This is a genomic window from Vibrio sp. Vb0349 (genome assembly GCF_033338975.1).
The window spans coordinates 609,169-631,398 of the sequence record NZ_JAWOTS010000001.1 but is presented as its reverse complement, the minus strand read 5'-3'; the positions used below and the strand labels follow the sequence as shown (position 1 = coordinate 631,398).

Sequence of the window (22,230 nt, the reverse complement as noted above, 5' to 3'; positions counted from 1 at the left end):
ACAACTAGGGTAATAAGAAAATGAAAAAGGCAGCACTAACTACTGCAATTCTTACAGCATTGGTATCAGCACCATCATTCGCAGCAACTGTATACAAAAACGACGGTACTGAATTAAAAGTTGGCGGCCGCGTTGAGTTTCGTGGTGACTTCATCGGTTCAGACGGTGCTGAAATTGAAGGTTCCATGGAAGATAAAAGCCGTGCTCGTCTTAACCTAAAAGGTAAAACAGACATCGGCAACGGCCTTTCTGCTTTCGGTGTTTACGAAGCCGAACAAAAAACGGGCAAGAGTGAATTCAAAAACCGCTACATGTATGCAGGCGTCGACTCTGATATCGGTGCTTTCTCTGTAGGTCGTCAAGACATGGCTGCAGTCATCATCTCTGACATGACGGATATCACAGAATTCTCTGGTGTTCAGCAAGTTATTGATTCGTCGTCTGATAAGCAAGACAGCGTTTTCGCATACCGTGGTGCGTTTGATGCACTACAACTTCAAGCAACCTACCAAGCAAACTCTAGCGATAACGAAGATAAATACGGCATCTCTGGAATGTACTCACTACCAATGGGCCTCGACTTTGGTCTTGCATACTCTGGTGGCGATGTAGATAAAGATAACTCTGAAGATCAAATTCTAGGTGGTATCGCTTACTCGATGGACAACCTTTACCTAGCAGGTACTTATTCTCAAGGTTCCCTGACTGACTCTGAAGACTTTACGGCTTACGAGCTAGTCGCAAGCTACAAAGTAGCAAGCAAAGTGACACTTGCAGCTCTATACACAGCTCAAGAAAATGATCCAGACAACGGTTCAAAGTACGACACAGTTGAAGGTATCGAGCTTGTTGGTTACTACAAACTAAACAGCAACTTCCGTACTTACCTGTCTTACTACATCAACCAACTTGATGAAGCAAAAGATGCAACAACAGGTCTAGTAACAGAAGGCGAAGATACACTGCGCCTAGGCGTACGTTACGATTTCTAATTCACTCTTGTCCTAAGAGCGAGTCCACTTGGCCAGCACCTTTGCTGGCCATTTTTTATTTAACCCAACACAACTCGATAAGTTTTCACACTATCGAAGCATCGCTCAGCAATGAAAAACGAGCGTAACGACGCCTACTTCTGCCCTCTTTTAATGCGATTGATCACTAAGTTAGTGCATTTCATCTAATCGATAACATAGAAAAACCAAAAAACCATTTAAAATCAAACACATAAAAGTTGGCACGTGTTCTGCAATATTATTTATGCAAATGCATGGCAGCGTTTGTGCTTCTCGTTCTTTGTACCTGTTATAACAGGCACGTCCTTTGAATTGGTAATGTCGCCTCCCTCTGGGAGGCATTTTTTTATTGGCGCGAAAAACAATAGGACGTATGATCCCGCCACCTCTATCAAACTGGAATTTTTCAATTGAATCATCATCCTGTTCAAGGTGCGTCCTGGATGCTAACAGCTGGCTTGGCATTCGCCATAGTGAACAGCTTCGCCCAAATTGCTAGCATCAACTTTGGTGTCTCCTCCACCACATTTGCGTTATTCCAATATGCAATCGCCTTATTTGTTATTCTGCCCTACCTACGTACACTTGGGATTAGACGTTCTTTAAGAACCCAACACTTTGGCTGGCATGCATTCCGCATTTTTCTCTCTGTTATCGGGATTCAACTTTGGTTATGGGCTCTCGCTTACCCAGTTCCAATTTGGCAAGGTATTGCACTTCTCATGACCTCCCCGTTATTTGCCACAGTTGGTTCTGGCTTGTTACTCAAAGAGAAAGTAGGTACTGCACGCTCGTTAGCGACATTGACGGGGTTTGTTGGTGCCATGATCATTCTTGAGCCTTGGGCAGACTCATTTACATGGGCGACCCTGCTCCCTGTTGGCGCCGCATTTTTCTGGGCAGCGTATTCATTAATGGTAAAAAAAATGTCGGTAAACGATCCGCCTTCAACCATGGTTGTCTATTTATTGCTGCTGATAACACCATTTAATATCTTGTTAGCGATACCGACGTTTACTATGCCAGATACGTGGACGATATGGGGTGTGCTTTTAGCCGCAGGTGCACTTACAGCACTCGCTCAATGGGCTATCGTTAAAGCATATGCAGTAGCAGACGCCTCATTTGTGCAACCATTTGATCACGCCAAACTGCCTTTGAATGTTGTTGCTGGTTGGTTGGTGTTTGGTTGGGTGCCACCTGGTCGTTTATGGTTAGGTGCTGCGATTATTATTGCATCTATTGCGTTTATTACGCATTGGGAAGCGAAAAAGACAAAGTTAGTTGAAAGAAAAATCTAATTTAAAAGTTCTATATTTTCAGGAAAGGAAATGAGGAACCCATATGAGTCAACCAATCAAAATTACACTGTATCGCTGGGCTGGTAGTTGGGGCCCATTCAAAGTCAATATTCCTTGTGGTGAATGTACATTAACCAAAGATATTTTAAAGGATACTTTTGAAAACGAACTAGCCGATGTGCCCGTTGAACTTGAAGTAAAAGATTGGTTATCGCACTGGTGGGAACCATTAAAAGCTGGTGCTTGGCATGCACCCATTCTTCTTGTCGAAGGGAAAGTTATCAGTCAAGGAGAAGCATTGAATCGGGGTGTGCTTGTACAGTCTGTTATTGCTGAGTGGGTAAAACGCGATGAGCTAAAAGGTAACATTGTTTATGGTAAAGTAACTTGCCCTTACTGTGTCAAAGCCAAACAATTACTTGACGAGGCTGGCGTTCAGTATGAGTACCATGATGTAGTTAAAGACAGCGCCGCCTTATACCGCATGATTCCTGAAGTAAAAGCCATCATTGGCGAAAAAACACCGGTAACAGTGCCGCAAATCTGGTTAGATGGAACATATATTGGAGGCGCTGACGATTTAGAAAAGTGGTTATCAGCAAAGGGGCTAGATAAAGTGCCTAACAATGTTGTGGAGATACCAAGCCAATCCGCGTAATTCTAGATTTAAATGTCATCAGTCTTTGAGTAGCGTTTTGCCAATGTTGTGCAATATGTTGGCTACTTACTAACAACAAAACAGAGAAAAGCAAAAAGCCCTGATTTTTCAATCAGGGCTTTTTAAATTATATCGCCAGTTTTTTAATAACACGAGCAAAAACAGAAGCTTTTTTCTTCTTCGCTTTACCGTAAAGCGCTTTGTGCATCGCGTCTTTTGCAATCATCTGGCCAATATAAGCACCACCAAGTTCGTTACCCATGACCTTCTCCTGAATGTATTGACTTAACTATGTTGTAATTTTACACCACAACTAGATAAAAACAAGACCAGGGTCACATTTATTTTGTAAATAACTTTCAGATTGGTTCTGATTACTTTTTCTAAACGGGCGCCTATCGCTTAGGTTGCTGGTATGTTTTACCCGCTGCGACGTACGTATCTTTCTGTTTGATTTCAAAGAATGTTTCAAAGAACCACGCAGCAAATTTGATCAAGTGATCGCCTTCATTCATGACGTGCTCCACGTATTCTTGCTCTTCTCCGGACTCGTCTTCTTGAGTGGTAATATGGTAAATACGTTTCTCGCCATCAACTTCTGCAAGACCAAACTGACCCGTTAGGGATTGTGCCGCTTGTGCAACTTCTTCTTCCTCACACGCCTTCAAGACTTCGAGTGCCTTTGGCATGCTTTCTTGCTGAGTAATTTCTTTTACCAGTGTTTCAAATTCGTTTTGTTGCATTCTTTCACCTAACGATTAGAGATCGGATAGTCATTTGGGCAGAAATGTATCCCCAAGCTTGAGAGGAGCATCAGGCATTGCCCTCTTCCTCTCAAACTGAGTCATTCAATATGCACAATGATCCTGACTTAATTTAACAGCGCATTTTAGAAAGCCGACCTTCTGGTTGCAAGTATATTCAGATGGAAGTTTCTGCTTGAACCGTCCCTTCTGGCACTTTACGAAATTGGCTTAGTACAAGAACAAAGCAAGAAAGTAACGCAATAAACAAATAAAACACCCCAAGCTGCTGCTGATTCGTAACCCATGAGTCTACTAAGTACCCACCAAACAAACCTGCTAAACACATTTGAATAGAACCAGATAGCGCAGAAACCGCGCCTGCCTGTTGCTTATGTGGTGAAAGTAGCAAACTGATCGAGACCGGGAATGACATTCCTTGAGCAAAACTTAAACACGTGAATGCCGTCAGCAATGAAAATACACTGAAGGGGGTAACCAACAACATGAAGCCAGCAACAGCAACAATCGCGAAACTCATCAGCAAGATTTGCTGAGCTTTGTAACGAGCGTTAATCAAATTAAGCACCAAGCTACCCGTCAGCAAACCAACTGACGGTATGATCATCAACGAGCCATAATCCGCCGCCGTTAATCCTAACTCTTGTTGCATTAAAAATGGATACAAGGAGAGCGTAACCAGAGCCGATAAATAACTAAGCCAGTTGTAGCTCGCACTACCAATCACTTGTGTATTCGTTAACAGACGCAAATAGTTCGCGCTTACTTCGCCTACTTTAAATTTTCGCTTCGGGTAAGGCAGCGTTTCTGGCAGCACCAATAAACCAAGCGTAAAAATTGCCATTAAGTAAATCAGCACAAACACAAAGACAGCATGCCAGCTCAGGTGAAAAGCAATCCAACCACCAAACAGCGGAGCAATGATTGGCATCACAGATGCCGTGACTGAAATATAAGATAGCGCTTTGGTTAATTGCATACCGTCATAACTGTCACGCAGTACTGACCGACCAAGTACCGAAGCGCTGCCCGCTCCTAGACCTTGCAGTAACCGTCCCGCTTCAAGGGCAACAATGTTGTCCGAAAACGCGATGCAAATAACCGTACCAACTAGATATACACTTTGCCCCAGAATAAACACCGGCCGACGACCAATCGCATCAGACAATGGGCCGTAAAAAAGCTGAGAGATACCGAAGCCAACGAGAAATAGCGTGACGAGATTCTGAATCGAATGTTGCGGCAAATTCAAGTCATGACCAATCAATGGCAAAGAAGGAAGATAAATACTAACGCCAACTTGGCCTGTGGCAATGATCATCATCGCTAATAACAATGGTGTTTTACGCAAACGTTCCTCCTACTTTGTGACAGATTGATGGCAAACAGTGTATATTTGATACTCAAAGATGATAATCAGCTAAGTTGGAAAGGAATTAATTCCCAAGGAGATACAATGGACTGGATTCAAAGCGTGAAGAGTTATATTCGTGTGGTCGAAGAAGGTAGCTTTAATGCAGCAGCGCGGAAACTCAATACCACCAGCTCAGCTATCAGTAAGCGAGTTCAATGGCTAGAAGATAAAATTGGCGTTCAACTACTCAAACGTACAACCCGCTCAATTAGCCAAACTGAAGCTGGTGCTCTGTTTTATCAACGAGCAAAAAGTCAGCTTGATTCATGGCAATCGGTATTAGATGAGACTCGCTCAGTCAACCAATCACCAGCAGGGCTATTAAAAATTGGGGCAACGCTGGCCGTTGGTTCCAAGTTTCTAGTTCATTATCTTGATGATTTTCTTGAGAAATATCCAGACATCACACTTCAATTAACAACAACGCTACCAGGCCAATTGCCAGAGCTAAGCTTAGACCTGTTTATTAGCCGGGAATTAGAGCAACTGAACTCTCTAAGTTTCAAAGCCACTGCGCTTTTCGAACATAAAGCCCAGTTTTACGCCGCACCTAGTTACCTAAAGAAATATGGCACTCCACAATGCGTTGAGGATCTGACAGAGCATAATGTCCTGATTTGGGGTGAAAAGCCCTCACGAGAAATCAAAACAAATCGAGGTAAGCGTATCAGCTTGTCCGGTAACTTTGCCACGACCAACCCAGAAGCGCTGTTTCATGGTGCCAAAAGAGGCATGGGTATTTTGATGACGAACAACGTCATGATCAAAGATGATCTCAAATCCGGCGCGTTAGTCCCTATCCTGCCCGATATCACAGCGGATAAAGCCACTGTATATGCCTACTATCCAAAGCTGGATTATCAGCATACCCGAACTAAGCTATTCCTCGATTATCTCAAATCACGATTAGAAGAGGAGAAGCGAGCCTAGCTTAGCGTTTTTATCGCTCTAGCTTTAAAAGGTTCAAGCATAAAAACATGAAAATAATGATTTGTTCGTTCACAAAATTTGAAAAATCTGCCTTAGTAACCGATAGTTTATTTGATGCATATCAAATAATAATTCGTCGTGTCTTACACGATATGTTAATAACAACGCTAGGTGAAATGCTCAATGGGTCAGGTACAAATCAGTTTCCACAAAATTGATGAGATATTGAAGCTAAACGGCACGGCTCAGCTAAACCGAGTCACGCTAGATATTCATCAACACTTGCAGAGCCATTGCACTTGCGTTGTAGAAGTTGCGCATCTTCAGCATTCGGCTCATACCATTTCCTTCGCCAGCAATGGAAAAATTACAGACAACCTAAGCTACCACCTTTCAGGCACCCCCTGTGAAAAAGTGGCGAAAGACATTGGCGAACATATTTTCTATCAAGACCAGGTATACAAGCGTTTTCCTGAAGATAAGATGTTTCAAGAAGATGGCATTCAAGCTTACATTGGCCTGCCATTGAAGACACAAAATGGCGAAGTTCTGGGAATTTTACTGTCTACCTTTACCCGAAGCATCCACGCGAAAGAAGCGCAAGATATCCTCGACTGCCACCGATTTTATGCCAATGTCATTATTCATAGCTTACGTGAAAAGTGGGTCAGTGAACGTTCAGATAAGCTTCTTAATCAGCTTAGCTATGAGGTATCGCATGATAACCTAACTGGACTGCTCAACCGTAGCTGTTTAGCTGATACCTTGGAGACATTAACGCAGCAGGCGACTCGCCCATTCAGTTTGGCGTATCTTGATATCGATAATTTCAAATCGATCAATGATATCAACGGAAACTATATCGGCGACCAAATCATTAAGTTCACAGCTAACGCCATTCAACAGAGCTTGTCGTCGCCAAACAATGCGTTCCGTGTTGCAGGAGATGAATTCGCCTTCATCACGTACGACGAAGATCCTGTCGCCGTGTGTCAGGAAGTACTCGACAAAATTGAAAGCGGCTACAGCGACAAATCTAACCGGATTTCTTTCACCGTTAGTATTGGTATTGCACGTGCCCCAGTACATATGTTGAACAGCGATGAGCTGATTTTGAATGCCAGTCTCGCTCTCAAAGATTGTAAAAAACACCGCGATACACGGATTCAGCATTACGACACACACCTTAGTGCTTTATACCACCGTAGGACGCAGCTTATTGAGGCAATGCGAATCCAGCTAAGTACTGATATACAAGACAGCGATGAGTTGTATGTAGTGGTTCAACCGATCGTCGATATCACGAGCGACCGCTGGAATTACTTTGAAATTTTGACTCGTTGGAATAGCAATATCTATGGAAATATCTCTCCAGCGGAGTTCATTGAAGCTGCCGAACAATCAGGCCTGATTATCGAGTTAGGTGAACGGATTATTGAACTCGCGTGTATCGCAAAGCAAGAACTCGAAGCGAACCTAGGCTATAAAGTCAAACTCTCCATCAATTGCTCAGCGTATGAGCTGGTTGATTCCAACCGTTATATTAATCACTTAACCAACATGGTTGAAAAGTATCAGCACGAAGCAAAAGACTTTGTTATAGAGCTCACCGAGACCGTCTTACTCTCACAAAGTGGCCGTGAACAGATGGTACTTAACTCGTTGCGATACTTGGGTTTTAAAGTCGCACTGGATGATTTTGGTACGGGATACTCAAGCTTGAACTATATACACAATTATCCGATTGATAGCATCAAAATCGATGCTACCTTTGTGCAGAACATGCTCTCAAATACAACCTCTGAACAAGTAGTGTTTTTGATAGCGCAATTGGCAGAGCTGCTTGATGTGGATTTGATTGCCGAAGGCGTAGAAGACGATAGAGCACTACAAAAGTTAATTGAAATGGGCTGCCACTACATCCAAGGTTATTTTTACTCTCGTCCACACAGTGTCGAAGAGATCGTACACCTGATAAATGAACGTGAAGTGCGGAGTGCCTAACGTACTGAACAGACTGCTGTCATAGAATTCAAATCTAGTTAATGCACAAAGTAAAAGAGACCAAGCTATGCTTAGTCTCTTTTTGTTTTTTTAAGCGAAGTACTTTATTACAGCACTGCTTTCTCTTTATCGCGTAATAGTCTATCCATTTCATCTCTGTTCGCGACAAAAGTAGCCATCTCTTTCTTAGGAACAGAACTCGCCATTGGGATATTTGCTCGCATAGCGTTAACTGGACGGCCGTATTCAATCAACTCATAGTGAAGGTGTGGCCCAGTCACTCGACCTGTTTTACCAGAAAGACCGATACGCTGGCCTCGAGAAACCTTTTGCCCTTTCTTCACCAAAATCTTACTTAGGTGTAAGTAACGGGTTTTGTATTTGCTGCCGTGCTCAACAACCACGTAGTTACCCGCATAGGGGTGTTTACGAGTCATGATCACTGTACCATCACCAGTAGAAACGACTGGTGTACCGGTTGGTACAGCAAAGTCAGTGCCGTTGTGCGGCGCAACACGCCCCGTTACTGGATGTAAACGATTAGGGTTGAAGCCAGAACTGATACGCCAACGGCTACTTACAGGGTAACGCTGGAATGCGCGCTGTAAGCTTTCACCTTTGGCATTGTAGAATTGACCATCAGTATGAAGGTAAGCGGTGATCTCGCGGCCGCGATTATAAATCTTAATCGCCTCAATTTCGTTCTTACCTGTTGGTACACCATTGATGCTTTGTGAGCGACGAACAACTTCAAATCGATCACCTGCACGAAGGTCACGTCCAAAGTTAAGTTGTTCTTTGAGTAAGCTTACGACTTGACTCACTTCCGCCGACGTTAAACCTAAACGACTCGCAGAAGAAGAAAAACTGCCTTGAATAACGCCAACTAAAGGCTCTTGGCTCCACACGCCAGGAATGGAAATATCAGTAAAGTCATAGCTACCATCACTATTCAGCTTGTAGACCACTTTATCTGCAATAGAAAATTGCAGTTCCATTTTCGCTAACTCGCCTGTCGCATCATCACGCCAGAAACGGAGCGTATTGCCCGGCTTAAGTGTATCAAGTGCCAAGTAGTTCAAATCCGTTTCCATTACTTTCATTAACGAGCTGTAACCGAAACCGAGCTGACTAAAAATAGTGCTTAGGTTGTCACCTGCTTGGATTTGATATTCGAAGTTCGGGGGAGTGACAACTTCGGCAGTTGTCGCATCAAGAATTTTTTCAACGACCTGAGATTCAGGTAGGTTCAATGCGATGGTTTTGGTTAAAGATGACTCTTTGAGAGAGTGAGAAACACCAATCGCAACTAAAACTGGCAAGGAGTATAACAGCAGCGCTCTACGACTTGTCAGATTCGGCAACCGTCTTGTAATTTCATTTGTAGACACGGGAATTACTATCTCCTTTCAAACAAGGCTCATAGCTTATGCATTCCCGAATAAGAAATCACTAGGAAATTTCGAGATCTAGCGCAGAAAATACTGAATTTTTACAGAACTCAAAAAAAATTCATCACTGTTGCATATGTAAGTTATTCCCTACACGCTGTAATGTGGATGAATTGAATTGATTTGGCGTGTCTGCCATTGCTTGATCGTCACCGTGCGCTAAATATGAAAGCGTGATAGTTGTATCACTTTTCCATTCGAGCTGAGTAAATTTCACGCGGTCACCAACAAAAATACTGTCTAAAAGTACAACTCGGCTCGGCACGGGGTCAAACTTGAACAAGCCAACATAGTTAAACGAACCGCTACCTTGTGTCGTTACAATCATCGGTGCAACAACCCATGAAACACCTTCAATCTCACGCTGACTAATCGACGCAGTTGGGACAAGTACCTGACCTTTCGTCGCACCTGCATCATAGTCACCTATCAAATAGCCGTTTTCTTTATCCCACTCATCAAGAAAAGTGACCGCACCCTGCTCGGGGACTTGGATCGTCCAAGGATTACGTGCAGTGATACCAAGCGTCTCTTGCACAATAACGTTAGTTTCTACTTCTGTTTGAGGAAACTTAGCCATGATCTCGTCATCAGACAAACTAAAACGATAAACACCCGCGATCACAACCACAACTAATAAAACGATTGGAATAAGTAGAATAAGTGGTATCGGCAGGATTTTTTTGTGAGTCATGAAAGCTTCCTTGTTTCAAGGTATAAACGAAAAGCGAGTATACCATTGTATACCCAAATGATTTCACCTCTTCAAGTGTTTCAAAATTAAACTAAACTGATTATATCCAAATAGTTTCAAGTCCAGAGCTCATAACGAGCTAGTGACACAAGCTCTGTGCTCTAGGTCTATTGGTGTATTGGGACAAATAGGTAATCACGATGACAAAAACCATTCATACATGCGAGTGCGCCTGCGGTTTAGTTGAGATCCGTTGTAAAGGAGAGCCCACCCACACGTCTGTCTGCCATTGCTTCGAATGCCAAAAACGAACTGGCAGTGTTTTTGGGGTACAAGCTCGCTTTGAAAAAGAGCACGTCACTTTAAACGGTGAAGTCACTAGCTATACCCGAATTGGCGATGATGGCAGTGAGGTTCAGTATGACTTTTGTCCATCCTGCGGCACGACAATGAGGTTGTTCGTTGCTGCATACCCAGAAATCATGATCATTCCCGTCGGTCTATTTACCGATAAAGAGTTCCACCAACCTACCGTTTCAGTCTATGAACAAATGAAACACGGGTGGGTGAGTTTCGAATGCACAACGGAACACATCTGCTAGCGGGCAATCCACGTTCACATATTTACTTTGGCTCGGACAAACACCCTATAAGTGAGATTTTTTTGAGAATGATCAATCGAGTTTTACTGTAAAGGGTTTCGTAACTCGGTGTGAGCGTTATAATCGGCTCCTAATATTTGGTGGGGGTTTATTGTGATTTCCAGACTTCCTCGTTGGGTGGAATATGGCGCGTTTCTACTAGCTCTTCTCGCGGGCTGCGTCAACGCCGTTGGTCTTCTCGGCTTTCAACACCAAGCGATAACTCATCTTTCGGGAACCGTAACTCAGCTAGGGAACAGCTTGCTAACAGGTGTGGATAGCTCCATTCACCTGCTCTTCATCGTATTTAGCTTTTTGATTGGCGCTGCCTTTAGCGGCTTTTTTATTGAAAGCAGTGCGTTAAAGCTAGGACGAAGATATGGTGTTGCACTGTGCATAGAAGGAAGCTTGCTCTTACTCAGCTTGGGCTTTTTGGTGCAAGGGGATTTGTACGGCCAATATCTAGCATCAGCAGCATGTGGATTACAAAACGCAATGATCACCACGTTTAGCGGCGCAGTAGTCAGAACCACACATATGACCGGAATCATCACCGATCTAGGGATTATGATTGGAGAGAGCTTGAGAGGTCGTCAATTTGACCGACGTAAAGCAAAATTATTCCTATTCATTTTCTTTGGCTTTTTGTTTGGCGGCGTCGCGGGAGCGGCTCTATTTACGGTATATGGTTTATATACGCTGGTTTTCCCAGCAATATTGGCTTTTTCTACAGCTCTGATTTACTGGAGTTACCTATACATACTTAGCCGTCAACAAAAAGCATAAAATTTCGATCCGATTGAAGCGACATGCTTCAATCGGATTTGGCTCAATAGGTTCACACTGCAACGGTACAAGAAACGCTGAACGGTATTTTGACACCACTAAAAACCTTAAAATAGATAAGGCTAACTGAATTTCTGGCAAAGAAGTTAGTTAGATCAAAATCACATTTGTTTACCATTTTATTATTCCAGTCACAATGCGCCCCATAATTCACTGCGCAATTCGCCTCTCGTGCTACAATTTTCTAACACAAGCAACATATTCGCATACACTTAGACGTTATTTGACCAATTACCCGACAAATCGGCTGAATAACTAGATGTATTTAATGAATAGTATTGCAATGGATGCAGTTTGCGGGTACCCTCCGCAAAACTGTGATTAAATACGGATGTTTAGTGAATATTTATGTCATGGAAATGGCAAGTATTGACTAGTAGTAACACGAGACAACTATGCATAACACCACTAATGCTACTGAAGCTCCTAAGGGCAACTTTTGGATGTTTTTCATCCCTTCCCTAATTGGTCTTCTACTCTTTATGGCTCCGATCTCTTACGATGGCGGCCTAACCATTCCCGTTGCCGTGATGGCAAAAGTCATCCCAGCGGTGTTAGGCGATACCTTGATTGCTATCGTCACCAGTATCATCGCTTTCATGGCCGTTGCTTCTGTTCTTTGCAAAATTTTTAAGCCAGCTGCAATTTTACGTAATGGTTTTTTAAACGGTCTCTTCAACCCATCTCCACTTTGGCTCGTTGTTCGTTTAATCGGCGGCGCTGCCGTGTTAATGACGTTCTTCCAAGTGGGTCCAAAAGCAATTTGGGAAGAGAACACTGGCGGGCTTGTTCTTACTGGTCTCCTACCTACTCTGTTTGCCGTTTTCATTTTCGCGGGTTTACTGCTTCCGCTTCTTTTGAACTTCGGTCTTCTGGAGCTATTTGGTGCGTTACTCAGTAAAATAATGCGTCCGGTATTCAACCTACCTGGCCGCAGTGCAATTGACTGTATGGCATCTTGGTTAGGCGACGGAAGTGTTGGTATCTTGCTAACCAGCAAGCAATACGAAAATAAGTTCTATACTCAGCGTGAAGCGGCTGTTGTCGGGACCACTTTCTCAGCAGTATCGATCACGTTTAGCCTAGTTGTTATCGCTCAGGTAAAACTAGAGCACTTATTTTTGCCTTTCTACGGCGCTATCTGTCTAGCTGGAATCGTAGCTGCGATTATCATTCCTCGCCTGCCTCCGCTTAGTCTGAAGAAAGATCGCTACATTGACGGCAGCAACCCTGATAAAGACGCAGATGCAGTACCAGAAGGCCACACCACATTCTCTTGGGGTATGGATCTAGCTCTTAAGCGAGCTGGTCAAGTCACATCGGTTCAGTCTGTATTTAAAGAAGGCGTACACAACGCAGTCGACATGGTATTTGGCGTACTACCTGTAGTGATGGGTCTTGGTACCGTTGCATTGGTGATTGCAGAATACACGCCTGTATTTGCAATTCTGGGTCAACCGTTTATCCCATACCTAGAGCTACTGCAAGTCCCTGAAGCTGTTGCAGCATCACAGACAATCGTTGTTGGCTTTGCGGATATGTTTATCCCAGCAATTTTAGCGGCCTCAATCGATAACGAAATGACACGTTTTGTTATTGCGGCAATGTCAGTAACTCAGCTTATCTACATGTCGGAAGTAGGTGCCCTACTGTTAGGCAGCAAAATTCCAGTAAACATTGTAGAGCTCTTCGTAATCTTCATTTTACGTACGTTAATCACGTTACCTGTGATTGCTGGCGTTGCTCATCTTATTTTCTAAAATCGAGACGTCAATAAACAAAGGCTCCGCATCGTCGGGGCCTTTTTTATACCCAAAACTCCGTTCACATTAGGCTTTTAGTAAAAAGCTCATAATTTACAAAGACAAAACTTCAACAAAACACCTGCCAGCACCAACAAAATTTTCATCACCTCACCTGCAAAGCCAGTTGATGCCACTATTTGTTAAGCAATTCTTTTCATTATGACGATTTCATTAATCGAGCTCGCAAACATGATCACACTCACAAGTTTTAACGTAAACTACCGTTTTGTTTAAATTTAGTTAAAAAAGACGACAAATGAGTTCATGTTTTTGACAAAGATGTCGATAAAAATATAACCAAACACAATAGGTTTCTCTTTATGCCCAATTCGCTCGGTTTAAAAGAGGCGAAAGCAAAGTGGAACCAACCGGGAGAATCAGAGGAAAGCTCATGAAATTCAGACATAAGGTTGTCACAGCCTCTTCATTTTTGCTGCTAATTACCGTGTCGTTATTGTCGACACAACAAGTTATGACCATCCGCTCCCAAACTCAGGAGCAAATCGACTCAAGTGTAAACGAGATATTGACCAGTGTTGGTAACACTGTGCAATCAGAAATGAATGCAAAGAAGGATCTCGCTCGCTCCATTACTGAAGTGATTGAGCTTGACCCCAGTTCACATAGCTATGTTCAAAACATACTTGAAAGACCCACGCCAAAAAGCAGCTTCCTTGCCATCGGTTTTGGTTATGAAAGTAATGGCTTTGTGATTGAAAATGACGACGGCTGGGATGCGGGCCCAGACTACGACCCACGTCAGCGTCCTTGGTTTATTGCAGCTAAGAGCAAAGGCGATTTGGTCGTAACCGATCCGTACGTCGATGCGTCTTCGAAAAACGTTATCATCTCTGTTGGTACGCCAGTAAAAGAAAATGGCCAGTTTTTAGCCGGTATGTTTTATGACCTCGAATTAACTACCCTTTCTGATCTCGTCAACCAAGTGAATCTGTTTGATGCTGGTTACTTATTTTTGGTCACCGCTGATGGCACAACCATTGCTCACCCTCAAAGTAAATACAACGGTGAGAAAGTCGGTAGCTACCTCCCACAAATCGAACTTACGCAATCAGCACAACATGTTGAGATTGATGGCAACCGCTACATGGTTAACCTGACTCACATTCCTGGCGAGAACTGGTACGTAGGTTCGGTGATCGATGAAGCTGTTGCCTATTCTGCCGTAGGAGAGCTTCGTAACAACGCTATTATTTATTCAATCATTGCCGTGATTGCATCTATTATCGCCCTAACTCTGTTGATTCGCACTCTCATGCGTCCTTTGGACACGCTAAACAATGCGATTAAAGATGTAGCATCAGGGAAAGGCGACCTTACACAACGCCTCGAAACAGATACTGACCAAGAGTTTTCTGAGCTTGCCACAAACTTCAATACGTTCATGGAGAACTTACAACAGCAAATCATTGAGTCGAAACGTATTTCTGATCAAATTTTAAATGGAACTCAAATCACCGCTGAGGGCGCAAAAGACTCGGCAGGCGCAATTCACACTCAGCTGCAAGAGCTAGAACAACTTGCTACCGCGATGCATGAGATGTCTGTCACCGCGACAGAGGTTGCTAATAATGCGCAAGGTGCGGCAAGTGCAGCCAAAGAAGCCGACCAAGCAACGGTTGAGGGGTCTTCTATCGTTGGTGAATCGACACAAACGATAAACATGCTTTCCGATAGCATTGACCTTGCAGTCGAAGAAGTACAAGTGTTGGAATCTGCTACCGCCAATATCGAAACGATTCTAAAAGTCATCAACGATATTGCGGACCAAACGAACTTACTCGCGTTGAATGCCGCAATCGAGGCTGCACGTGCGGGAGAATCTGGCCGAGGCTTCGCCGTTGTTGCAGATGAAGTACGTACACTGGCACAACGAACTCAAGAGTCGACAACAGAGATTCGTACTATGATTGAGCAACTACAATCTGGCGCTTCATCTGTGGCAAATGCCATGCATCAAAGCAAAGGTAGTGCTATAGAGGCCGTTGAAAAAGCGGGTTTAGCAAATAGTGCGTTACAACGCATTCGTGATGCGATTCAGCGTATTTCCGATATGAACTTGCAAATTGCCTCAGCAGCGGAAGAGCAAAGCCTCGTCGCTGAAGAGATCAACAACAATACGGTGAATATTAAAGACCTATCGACTCAAGTCGCCGAATCGGCAAATCGAACCAACGACGCGATGCAGGCGCAACAAGAAGATGTACATAAACAAGATCAAATCTTAAATAGATTTACTGTCTAACACTCATCTAAGCAAAAACAGCGAGCATCGGCTCGCTGTTTTTGTTTTTAACCCTCAACCCTAGTATTGGTCGATGTTACGTGTGCCATGTTGGTGCTTTTAAGCTCAACATTACAAGAACGCCGACTATGTGTCCTTTCAAGTTTAATTGAACTCGACATGGATATAGCGATCATTAGAACGACGATAATAGCGGTCGTCCACTTTTAGATAAGTGAAATCTCCAATCTTTATGTAGGTACTATTCCGAGGAATTCGGTCATGGTAATAGTAACTGCGCCTTGGTCGTCGGGTCTCCACATAAATAACGTCACGATGTTTGTGTTTATGCTTGTGCTTGCGCTTGTGTTTATGATGGTGGTGATGCGCATGATGGTGATCGTACCGATGTCGATGCTTATGCTTCGGGTCAGCCACCGCTTCTGTACTCAACACACCTAAAGACAACATAACGCCAACCATGGCAAAAGATAATTGCTTTGACACAACAGAGCCTCTTATTCATATCAACATCGATATAATAGAAGGGTGAATCACTATACATGTCAGCCTTTCGCTAAGGAGTTTTACTAAAAAGTCAGCGCTAACCGTGATTATCAGAGAAACGTCAAACATCACAAATGCTGATGACTTTGAGTGGCCTGGGTTCGGCTATGAATACAAAAAAGCCGCCCGTTTGACTACGAGCGGCTCAGTTTTTAAATAAGCTAGCGTGATTTTATACTGCTTGGGCAAACAGCAAGAAACAGCCGAATAGGAAGATCATGCTCATTCCCATTGCGCCGCCACCAGCTTCATAAATATTGTCATCTTTTACCGGCACTCGGCGCACTTTCATGGTCATTGATAATGGGACAAAGACCGCGAGAAACACAAGAATAATCCCCGCGTAGCTGAGAATAGCTAGGAAGTGTTCTGGCGCAAATACAGCACCTAATAGTGGTAGCACAAAAGTAGTAACAAAAATCACTGGCTTACTTGCTTTCAGTAGGTCTGCATTTTGATCGTATAGCGCCATTGCAACACCTAAGAACGACGTTAGTAGTGCCAAACCAGTAAACATGGATAGGATGAACTCTAAGCCCTCGTATTGCTGACCTAGTACCGATATCAACTCTGTTACGTTGGAGTATTGAACAAGCTCATGAGGTGGTAGGTTGCCGACAACCGCTAACAACCATAATAGGTAACAAACAAGCGGAATAGTTGAGCCCACGATAATCATATTACGCAGCTGTGTTTTACTCGCTTCTTTGTTGTAAGTTACAAGCGATGGGATCACGACCATAAAACCGAAACTGGTGAAAAGCACCGAACTGGTTTTGATAAGTGCCATTTTATCGTCGCTCACAACCTCATCAAGTCCTTCAAACGAGACGCTTGGTGCAAGCGCAAAAAGTGTCAGGATCAGCGCTACGATCATGCCTAGGAACAAACCGCGATTCAGCTTATCTACTACCCCTGTACCTGCCGAAACAATGATACCAACTAAAAGAGTAAAACCGACTTGGCTTGAGATCGTAGATGTTGGAAGCCCAATTGAGGCTGTTACTTTTTGTACGAGATCACCCGCACCAATGATGTAAGCCATTAATAGACAAACTAACAGGGCGTAAAGCAAGCTGTTGGTTACCAACTGGCCTCCTTTACCAAGCGTTTCGCGAGCAATTGCATTCATGCTCACACCACCACCTACTTTACAACTGGCTTCAAGAAGGAGCAGCGCAGCATAAGTCGTTCCAGCCCAGATGAACAACATAAGAAGAGTGCCCCAAAGGAGGCCAAATTGAGCAAGCACCATTGGTATAGCAAGCATACCAGCGCCAAGAGCAGTACCTGCAACGATCAGGGAGCTGCCGACAAGTTTTAGGTTCACGGTTAATACCTCTAAATTCAATCCGTTAATTTCTCACCAGTTGTGCTTTATCTAAAGCACACAACAAAACGCTCCGACTTAGTCAAAATTTGGTTACAAGAGCACTATGTTACAAGAGCCCTGTATGGCTAAGAAAACATGCAACAAAAGGTGGTTAATCATTTGCACATGAACACTTGAGAGTCATTTTTGGCGATGTCATCGCTGATGAAATGTGCGCAACTTTGGGTTCGAAGCAAAATTGTTCATCTTAATTCATCAACCCCATTCGTTATGAATGGATTTGGTTCGAAAAGATTGTAAGGCATAAGCAGGACGATTGAAAAGCAAAAGGTCAATCTTATAGCGATATATTTTAACAACTCTTATCTTTTACCTAAGATGTGTTGTTTTTTTCGTCACTAATTAGTCTTTTATCGCTTAAAGAAAAGGAAGAACGTGCTCAATGGCTCAATTTGGCTGGGTGTACAGATTAATTTACAGGTTAAGTGAAGGTGTTAGATTCCAAGGACGTAGCCTAGATCGGACAATATCGCTATTATTCGCTGCGTACCGACACTGTTCGGTTCACATACCTCTAAACACTGATTTACGGTTCGAAAATATAGGTAAATGAGTGTCCGAATGCTGGGTGTGGTTCCCCAGCATTTGCATCCTTTCTTTTAGATGGCATCAATTGATCGAAATTCCATAAATCTTGTATCGCCCGACTTTACGGCTGTGTTAATACGCTTTATCTAGCGCGCCAATGATATAAGTTAACACTGGAATACCCATATCGGCGACCTGCTTCTCAGTCTCACTCATATTTTCATGCGCCATCCGCAACTCTACTTCACTTATCGATTCTTTGTGAAGGTAAAGCTCTTTGTAGTTCATCAATCGCTGTTGTGACTGTTGAATCAGTGTCACAACATTCTCTTTAGTCTCACGATGTTGCTGATCAATTTCACTAAATAAATGATCTAAAATGCGTTGCATTTTGCGAATAGAAGCTTTCGTTTCTATTGATTTGTATGATTGATACTTTTCCATTGAGTTAATAACTGACTAAAATATTTACGTTTTTATAAGACAGTTATTTTTATACTGATTGCAAAGCAGGTAAATATGTGGTGGTTAAACTGGTCCACTTCTTGCTCCGTTTAGGTCAAAACTGTCCTTTCAGGAGAGCACATGCAGGTAGACCCTATAATTCAAGCACTGATCGCAAGACGAAAATCGAATGGCCTCTCCCGTGAGCAAATGGCAAACATCGCTGGAATGAGCGTAAAAACATATCAAAGGATCGAGCGCGGAGAGTCCGATCTTAAACTCTCACAATATCGTGCCATATTGCGTTCGCTTCATTTGACTGACCTAGATATTGCCTTAGATGTACGTGATGTTCAGCATGTCACAGCAAATGACTTAACGGCCGTGGCGCGATTGCTCTCACCGGAAGCTCAGTCCCTGCTCGTTCGCCTGTTATCGTTAATCCTTGAACAAAAGAACAAGAAAGGTGATTAACCACATTACTCATACTCAAACGATGAATGCCCTGTTGAGCGTTGAAACATGAATCGTTTAGACAAGAATAAAACTCGTCAAATGACGAGTTTTATTCTTTATATCAGTCCGTTACTCTAGGCTTTTTAATTCCGATGTATCAACGCCTTTTATTGCATCTTTCGCCACTTTATCAGGATCAAAGACATCACGTTCTTCATACGAATTATCAATCATGCCTTGTCCTATCGCGGTCGCCTGCTTTTGTAACTTGTTACCCTCTACCTCACCAGCATCCCAGCCTTGTCGATAATCGGAGTCGGTTTGATACCTTGTTTCGTCCTTAATATAGTGTTCAAAATCATTCCCTGCCTCTTGCATACCACTATGCCGACCGTCATGAAAGCCTTGAATATAAGCTTCATCATAACCGCTCTCTTTTAACGCGCTGTCACTCGTACCACAGCCTGAGAGGAGAACAAAAAATAGCGAAACGAATACCTTATGAAACATATTTAGGCCTCAAAGCTTTCAAATAAATTAATCATAGTTCGCGATTTCAACTTCTGCTTACTTCAGGCTATTAGATAGCATTGTGACTCGACGAAGCCTGTGAACTTGAGTCCCTACAGTGAGTACAAAGCTGGACAAAGCATCACACCTACTGATAAACATTATACTCAACGCGCGTTTAATACTTCCATCGCAAGTGCTTCATCATCTTGCTCAGCCAAACCACTGATACCAATTGCACCGACGATTTTCCCCTCTTGTTCTATAGGCACACCACCCATAAAGCCTGTGATCTTCGGGTCAGTCCAATAACTCAACTGCTTACCCGTCTCACGAGCCCAAGCACCCAGATTGCCGCTAGGCTGACGGTCTCTAGCCGAGGTGTAAGCTTTGTTCTGTGCCAACAAACCTGCTTGCACACTCACATCATCCATTCGGGCAAAACCGAGCAATTCTCCATGTGTATCAACCACGCCAACCGCAATGTTTTGCTTGCGAGCAGTCGCAATTTCCAATGCCGTTTGAATTAGAGTTTGAACTTGTACGTATTTCATTTTTCTCTCCTAAGGGATCTCATGACCAAGGGTTTTCTCGAACAATCCATACCAATGGCTGCGTGATAGCGTGACGTTCTCTACTTGAGCACAAGCGCGAATACGCTGTGGGTTTGCAGTCCCAATAACAGGCTGAATTTGGTTTGGATGACGCGTCAAGAAGGCTAAAACAATCGCCTCTGACGGCACGCCATATTCAGCTGCTAGCGCCATCACCATCTCCGCCGTTTGTCTGGTGTTGTGATCATCAGAATGTAAACCACGCTCTGAGAATCTTCCCTGCGCCATACTGCCCCACGCTTGCAGTTGGATATTGTGCTTACGGGCATGCTCCAGTGTTCCCGCAACGTAGTCAGATGCAGACGAAGGAAGCCCCATACCTTGCTTGATGAAGTCAGACTTAGCCAGACTCATTTCCAACTGGTTCGCCACAATAACTTCGCCCGTTGCCTGTTTTAGAAGATCAATTTGAGCACTGTTCATGTTAGAGACACCGAAGTGGTTAACTTTGCCAGCTTGTTTCAGGGCTTGTAGCGCTGTGCCCAGTTCTTCAAATTCAACCAAAGGATCAGGACGATGCAGCATCAAAACGTCAAGATTCTCCACGCCAAGGCGCTCAAGAATGCCCTCAACAGAAGCCGTCACCCATTTAGCAGAGAAGTCATACTGCTTAACACCTTGCTCATCTCCTAGACGGATGCCGCACTTGGATTGTAGGTAAATTCGTTCTCGTAAGGTTGAATCATTGGCTAAGATGCGCCCAAACACTTCTTCTGCCTTACCGAATTTGTAGATATCCGCATGATCAAAGAGATTAATGCCTACCTCTAATGCTGCCTCTACAGCGGCATAAGCTTGGTTTTCATCTTGGGCGGTTAATGGGTTGCGATTCCATTCGCCTCCAAGCCCCATGCAGCCGAAGACCAAGCGGCTAACGTTAGGTAAGGTTTTGGCGAGCGGTAGTGTTGGATTGTTCATCGTTATTCTCACTTTTCCGATTTCTGTATTTTCAATTTCTGAAATTAACTCAAACCATCTTACCGTTCGTAAAAATTAGTTTAATACCGTAAAATCGAATTCATTATCCTCACTACCGAACAATTAAAGCGAACAATAAAGACGAGCAATCAAAATGGCAGATTACAAAAGAATCGAAAAACTGATGCTGTTTGCCGAAGTGGCTCAAACACTCAACTTTTCTAGAGCAGCAGAGCAACTTGGGATCTCTAAAAGTTACCTGTCGGAACAAATCAAGCGACTGGAATCGGAACTCGCCACGCCTTTGATTGTTCGAACCACACGCAGCGTGAGACTAACGGCAGAAGGTGAATCGATCTTTGCACAAGCGGAAGATCTCAAACGCCGCGTAATGGAAATGGAAAAGAGTTTAAGTCAGCAATCTGAGCAAGTAGACGGTCTGATTCGGCTTACCGCTCCCAAGATGTTTGCTGAAGCGGTGCTGCATGATTTGTGTGTGGCGTTTCGCGCTCTACATCCAAACGTAGAATTCGAAATACTTTCTAGCTATCAAGCATTTAATCTGACAGAAACCAGCGTCGACTTTGCGTTTCGAGCGACAAGAACGCCGCCAGAGAATATGATTGCGCATCACCTTTTGGACTACTACCACTGGCTGGTTGCTTCTCCTCAGTATCTGCAAGAAGAAGGCACGCCGGAGATGTTAGCGGATTTAAAACAGCATCAATGCTTAACCACATTGCATCAAAAAGAGTGGCCGTTAAAAACAGGAACAGTTCAAACCCAAGGTTGGCTTTCTAGCAATGAAAACCGCTTACTCAAAGAATCAGCCCTGTCTGGCAATGGCATTGCACGATTAGCAAGTTACTTTGTCGAGCAAGACGTTGAAAATGGCCGACTAGTGCAGGTTCTATCGGAAGAAACTGACCACCAGCACAACGCGGTTTACTTAGTGTATCCGCAACTCATCTATCAATCGGCGAAAACCAAAGCCTTCATTGAATTCGTGAAGCAGCACTTTGCTATATAACTAAGGC

At 43.5% G+C, this 22,230-nt stretch carries 22 protein-coding genes; 11 read left to right on the top strand and 11 right to left on the bottom strand.

Going from position 1 to position 22,230, the window contains the following annotated elements; translation table 11 throughout:
• Positions 1–20 precede the first annotated feature (20 nt).
• The 3 genes from R7Q47_RS02850 (at position 21) to R7Q47_RS02840 (ending at position 2,972) form a co-directional block, all read left to right on the top strand.
• On the top strand, positions 21–992 hold the full coding sequence (locus tag R7Q47_RS02850; RefSeq protein ID WP_136976480.1) for a porin: 972 nt from the start codon (positions 21–23) through the stop codon (positions 990–992).
• A 464-nt stretch (positions 993–1,456) separates the two neighbouring features.
• Positions 1,457–2,314 (top strand): DMT family transporter, encoded by an 858-nt coding sequence (locus tag R7Q47_RS02845; RefSeq protein ID WP_042521505.1) that lies wholly within the window; start codon positions 1,457–1,459, stop codon positions 2,312–2,314.
• 43 nt (positions 2,315–2,357) lie between these two features.
• Positions 2,358–2,972: a glutaredoxin domain-containing protein gene (locus tag R7Q47_RS02840; protein ID WP_213986982.1), complete on the top strand. Its 615-nt coding sequence runs from the start codon at positions 2,358–2,360 to the stop codon at positions 2,970–2,972.
• 127 nt (positions 2,973–3,099) lie between these two features.
• Here the strand turns inward: R7Q47_RS02840 and R7Q47_RS02835 are convergent, their stop codons facing one another.
• The 3 genes from R7Q47_RS02835 to R7Q47_RS02825 form a co-directional block, all read right to left on the bottom strand.
• The gene (locus R7Q47_RS02835; protein ID WP_318088582.1) at positions 3,100–3,234 is read right to left on the bottom strand and encodes a hypothetical protein; all 135 of its coding nucleotides are present in this window, start codon (positions 3,232–3,234) and stop codon (positions 3,100–3,102) included.
• A gap of 133 nt (positions 3,235–3,367) precedes the next feature.
• Positions 3,368–3,715, bottom strand: coding sequence for a hypothetical protein (locus tag R7Q47_RS02830; protein WP_005391198.1), 348 nt, complete (start codon positions 3,713–3,715; stop codon positions 3,368–3,370).
• Positions 3,716–3,893: 178 nt separating this feature from the next.
• The gene (locus tag R7Q47_RS02825; protein WP_017821607.1) at positions 3,894–5,087 is read right to left on the bottom strand and encodes a multidrug effflux MFS transporter; all 1,194 of its coding nucleotides are present in this window, start codon (positions 5,085–5,087) and stop codon (positions 3,894–3,896) included.
• A 105-nt stretch (positions 5,088–5,192) separates the two neighbouring features.
• On the opposite strand from R7Q47_RS02825, the gene R7Q47_RS02820 reads away from it, so the two are divergent.
• Positions 5,193–6,080, top strand: a complete 888-nt coding sequence (locus tag R7Q47_RS02820) for a LysR family transcriptional regulator (protein ID WP_017635852.1) — start codon at positions 5,193–5,195, stop codon at positions 6,078–6,080.
• Between the two features lie 183 nt (positions 6,081–6,263).
• The gene (locus tag R7Q47_RS02815; RefSeq protein ID WP_205461312.1) at positions 6,264–8,084 is read left to right on the top strand and encodes a putative bifunctional diguanylate cyclase/phosphodiesterase; all 1,821 of its coding nucleotides are present in this window, start codon (positions 6,264–6,266) and stop codon (positions 8,082–8,084) included.
• Positions 8,085–8,191: 107 nt separating this feature from the next.
• Here R7Q47_RS02815 and R7Q47_RS02810 read toward each other — a convergent pair whose 3' ends face one another.
• Together R7Q47_RS02810 and R7Q47_RS02805 are read right to left on the bottom strand one after the other, a co-directional pair.
• Complete coding sequence (locus tag R7Q47_RS02810) at positions 8,192–9,475, bottom strand: peptidoglycan DD-metalloendopeptidase family protein (protein WP_025768471.1); 1,284 nt, start codon at positions 9,473–9,475, stop codon at positions 8,192–8,194.
• A 124-nt stretch (positions 9,476–9,599) separates the two neighbouring features.
• Positions 9,600–10,229 (bottom strand): hypothetical protein, encoded by a 630-nt coding sequence (locus R7Q47_RS02805; RefSeq protein WP_017635850.1) that lies wholly within the window; start codon positions 10,227–10,229, stop codon positions 9,600–9,602.
• A 200-nt stretch (positions 10,230–10,429) separates the two neighbouring features.
• Between R7Q47_RS02805 and R7Q47_RS02800 the strand changes: the two genes are divergently transcribed.
• From R7Q47_RS02800 to R7Q47_RS02785, 4 genes are all read left to right on the top strand, one after another.
• Positions 10,430–10,831: a GFA family protein gene (locus R7Q47_RS02800; RefSeq protein WP_025768472.1), complete on the top strand. Its 402-nt coding sequence runs from the start codon at positions 10,430–10,432 to the stop codon at positions 10,829–10,831.
• A 153-nt stretch (positions 10,832–10,984) separates the two neighbouring features.
• The gene (locus tag R7Q47_RS02795; protein ID WP_005375484.1) at positions 10,985–11,656 is read left to right on the top strand and encodes a YoaK family protein; all 672 of its coding nucleotides are present in this window, start codon (positions 10,985–10,987) and stop codon (positions 11,654–11,656) included.
• 455 nt (positions 11,657–12,111) lie between these two features.
• Entirely contained in the window at positions 12,112–13,476 is a 1,365-nt protein-coding gene (locus R7Q47_RS02790; RefSeq protein ID WP_017635848.1) for a YjiH family protein, read from the top strand.
• A 436-nt stretch (positions 13,477–13,912) separates the two neighbouring features.
• Entirely contained in the window at positions 13,913–15,784 is a 1,872-nt protein-coding gene (locus R7Q47_RS02785; RefSeq protein ID WP_017821611.1) for a methyl-accepting chemotaxis protein, read from the top strand.
• A gap of 144 nt (positions 15,785–15,928) precedes the next feature.
• On the opposite strand, the gene R7Q47_RS02780 is transcribed toward R7Q47_RS02785, so the two are convergent.
• The 3 genes from R7Q47_RS02780 to R7Q47_RS02770 form a co-directional block, all read right to left on the bottom strand.
• Positions 15,929–16,270 carry a hypothetical protein gene (locus tag R7Q47_RS02780; RefSeq protein WP_213871208.1) on the bottom strand — a complete coding sequence of 114 codons (342 nt, stop codon included), beginning with the start codon at positions 16,268–16,270 and terminating at the stop codon, positions 15,929–15,931.
• A 232-nt stretch (positions 16,271–16,502) separates the two neighbouring features.
• Positions 16,503–17,660 carry an amino acid permease gene (locus tag R7Q47_RS02775; protein ID WP_213867825.1) on the bottom strand — a complete coding sequence of 386 codons (1,158 nt, stop codon included), beginning with the start codon at positions 17,658–17,660 and terminating at the stop codon, positions 16,503–16,505.
• Between the two features lie 723 nt (positions 17,661–18,383).
• Positions 18,384–18,695, bottom strand: a complete 312-nt coding sequence (locus R7Q47_RS02770) for a hypothetical protein (protein ID WP_005375472.1) — start codon at positions 18,693–18,695, stop codon at positions 18,384–18,386.
• A 141-nt stretch (positions 18,696–18,836) separates the two neighbouring features.
• Between R7Q47_RS02770 and R7Q47_RS02765 the strand changes: the two genes are divergently transcribed.
• Positions 18,837–19,169 carry a helix-turn-helix transcriptional regulator gene (locus tag R7Q47_RS02765; RefSeq protein WP_005375470.1) on the top strand — a complete coding sequence of 111 codons (333 nt, stop codon included), beginning with the start codon at positions 18,837–18,839 and terminating at the stop codon, positions 19,167–19,169.
• Between the two features lie 111 nt (positions 19,170–19,280).
• Here the strand turns inward: R7Q47_RS02765 and R7Q47_RS02760 are convergent, their stop codons facing one another.
• The 3 genes from R7Q47_RS02760 to R7Q47_RS02750 all read right to left on the bottom strand — a co-directional run bounded on the left by R7Q47_RS02760 (position 19,281) and on the right by R7Q47_RS02750 (position 21,193).
• On the bottom strand, positions 19,281–19,661 hold the full coding sequence (locus R7Q47_RS02760) for a hypothetical protein (RefSeq protein WP_005375467.1): 381 nt from the start codon (positions 19,659–19,661) through the stop codon (positions 19,281–19,283).
• A gap of 167 nt (positions 19,662–19,828) precedes the next feature.
• Positions 19,829–20,215: a heme-binding protein gene (locus R7Q47_RS02755; RefSeq protein WP_318088581.1), complete on the bottom strand. Its 387-nt coding sequence runs from the start codon at positions 20,213–20,215 to the stop codon at positions 19,829–19,831.
• 9 nt (positions 20,216–20,224) lie between these two features.
• Positions 20,225–21,193 carry an aldo/keto reductase family oxidoreductase gene (locus R7Q47_RS02750; RefSeq protein ID WP_248486219.1) on the bottom strand — a complete coding sequence of 323 codons (969 nt, stop codon included), beginning with the start codon at positions 21,191–21,193 and terminating at the stop codon, positions 20,225–20,227.
• Positions 21,194–21,347: 154 nt separating this feature from the next.
• Between R7Q47_RS02750 and R7Q47_RS02745 the strand changes: the two genes are divergently transcribed.
• Complete coding sequence (locus R7Q47_RS02745; protein WP_248486217.1) at positions 21,348–22,223, top strand: LysR family transcriptional regulator; 876 nt, start codon at positions 21,348–21,350, stop codon at positions 22,221–22,223.
• Positions 22,224–22,230 lie beyond the last annotated feature (7 nt).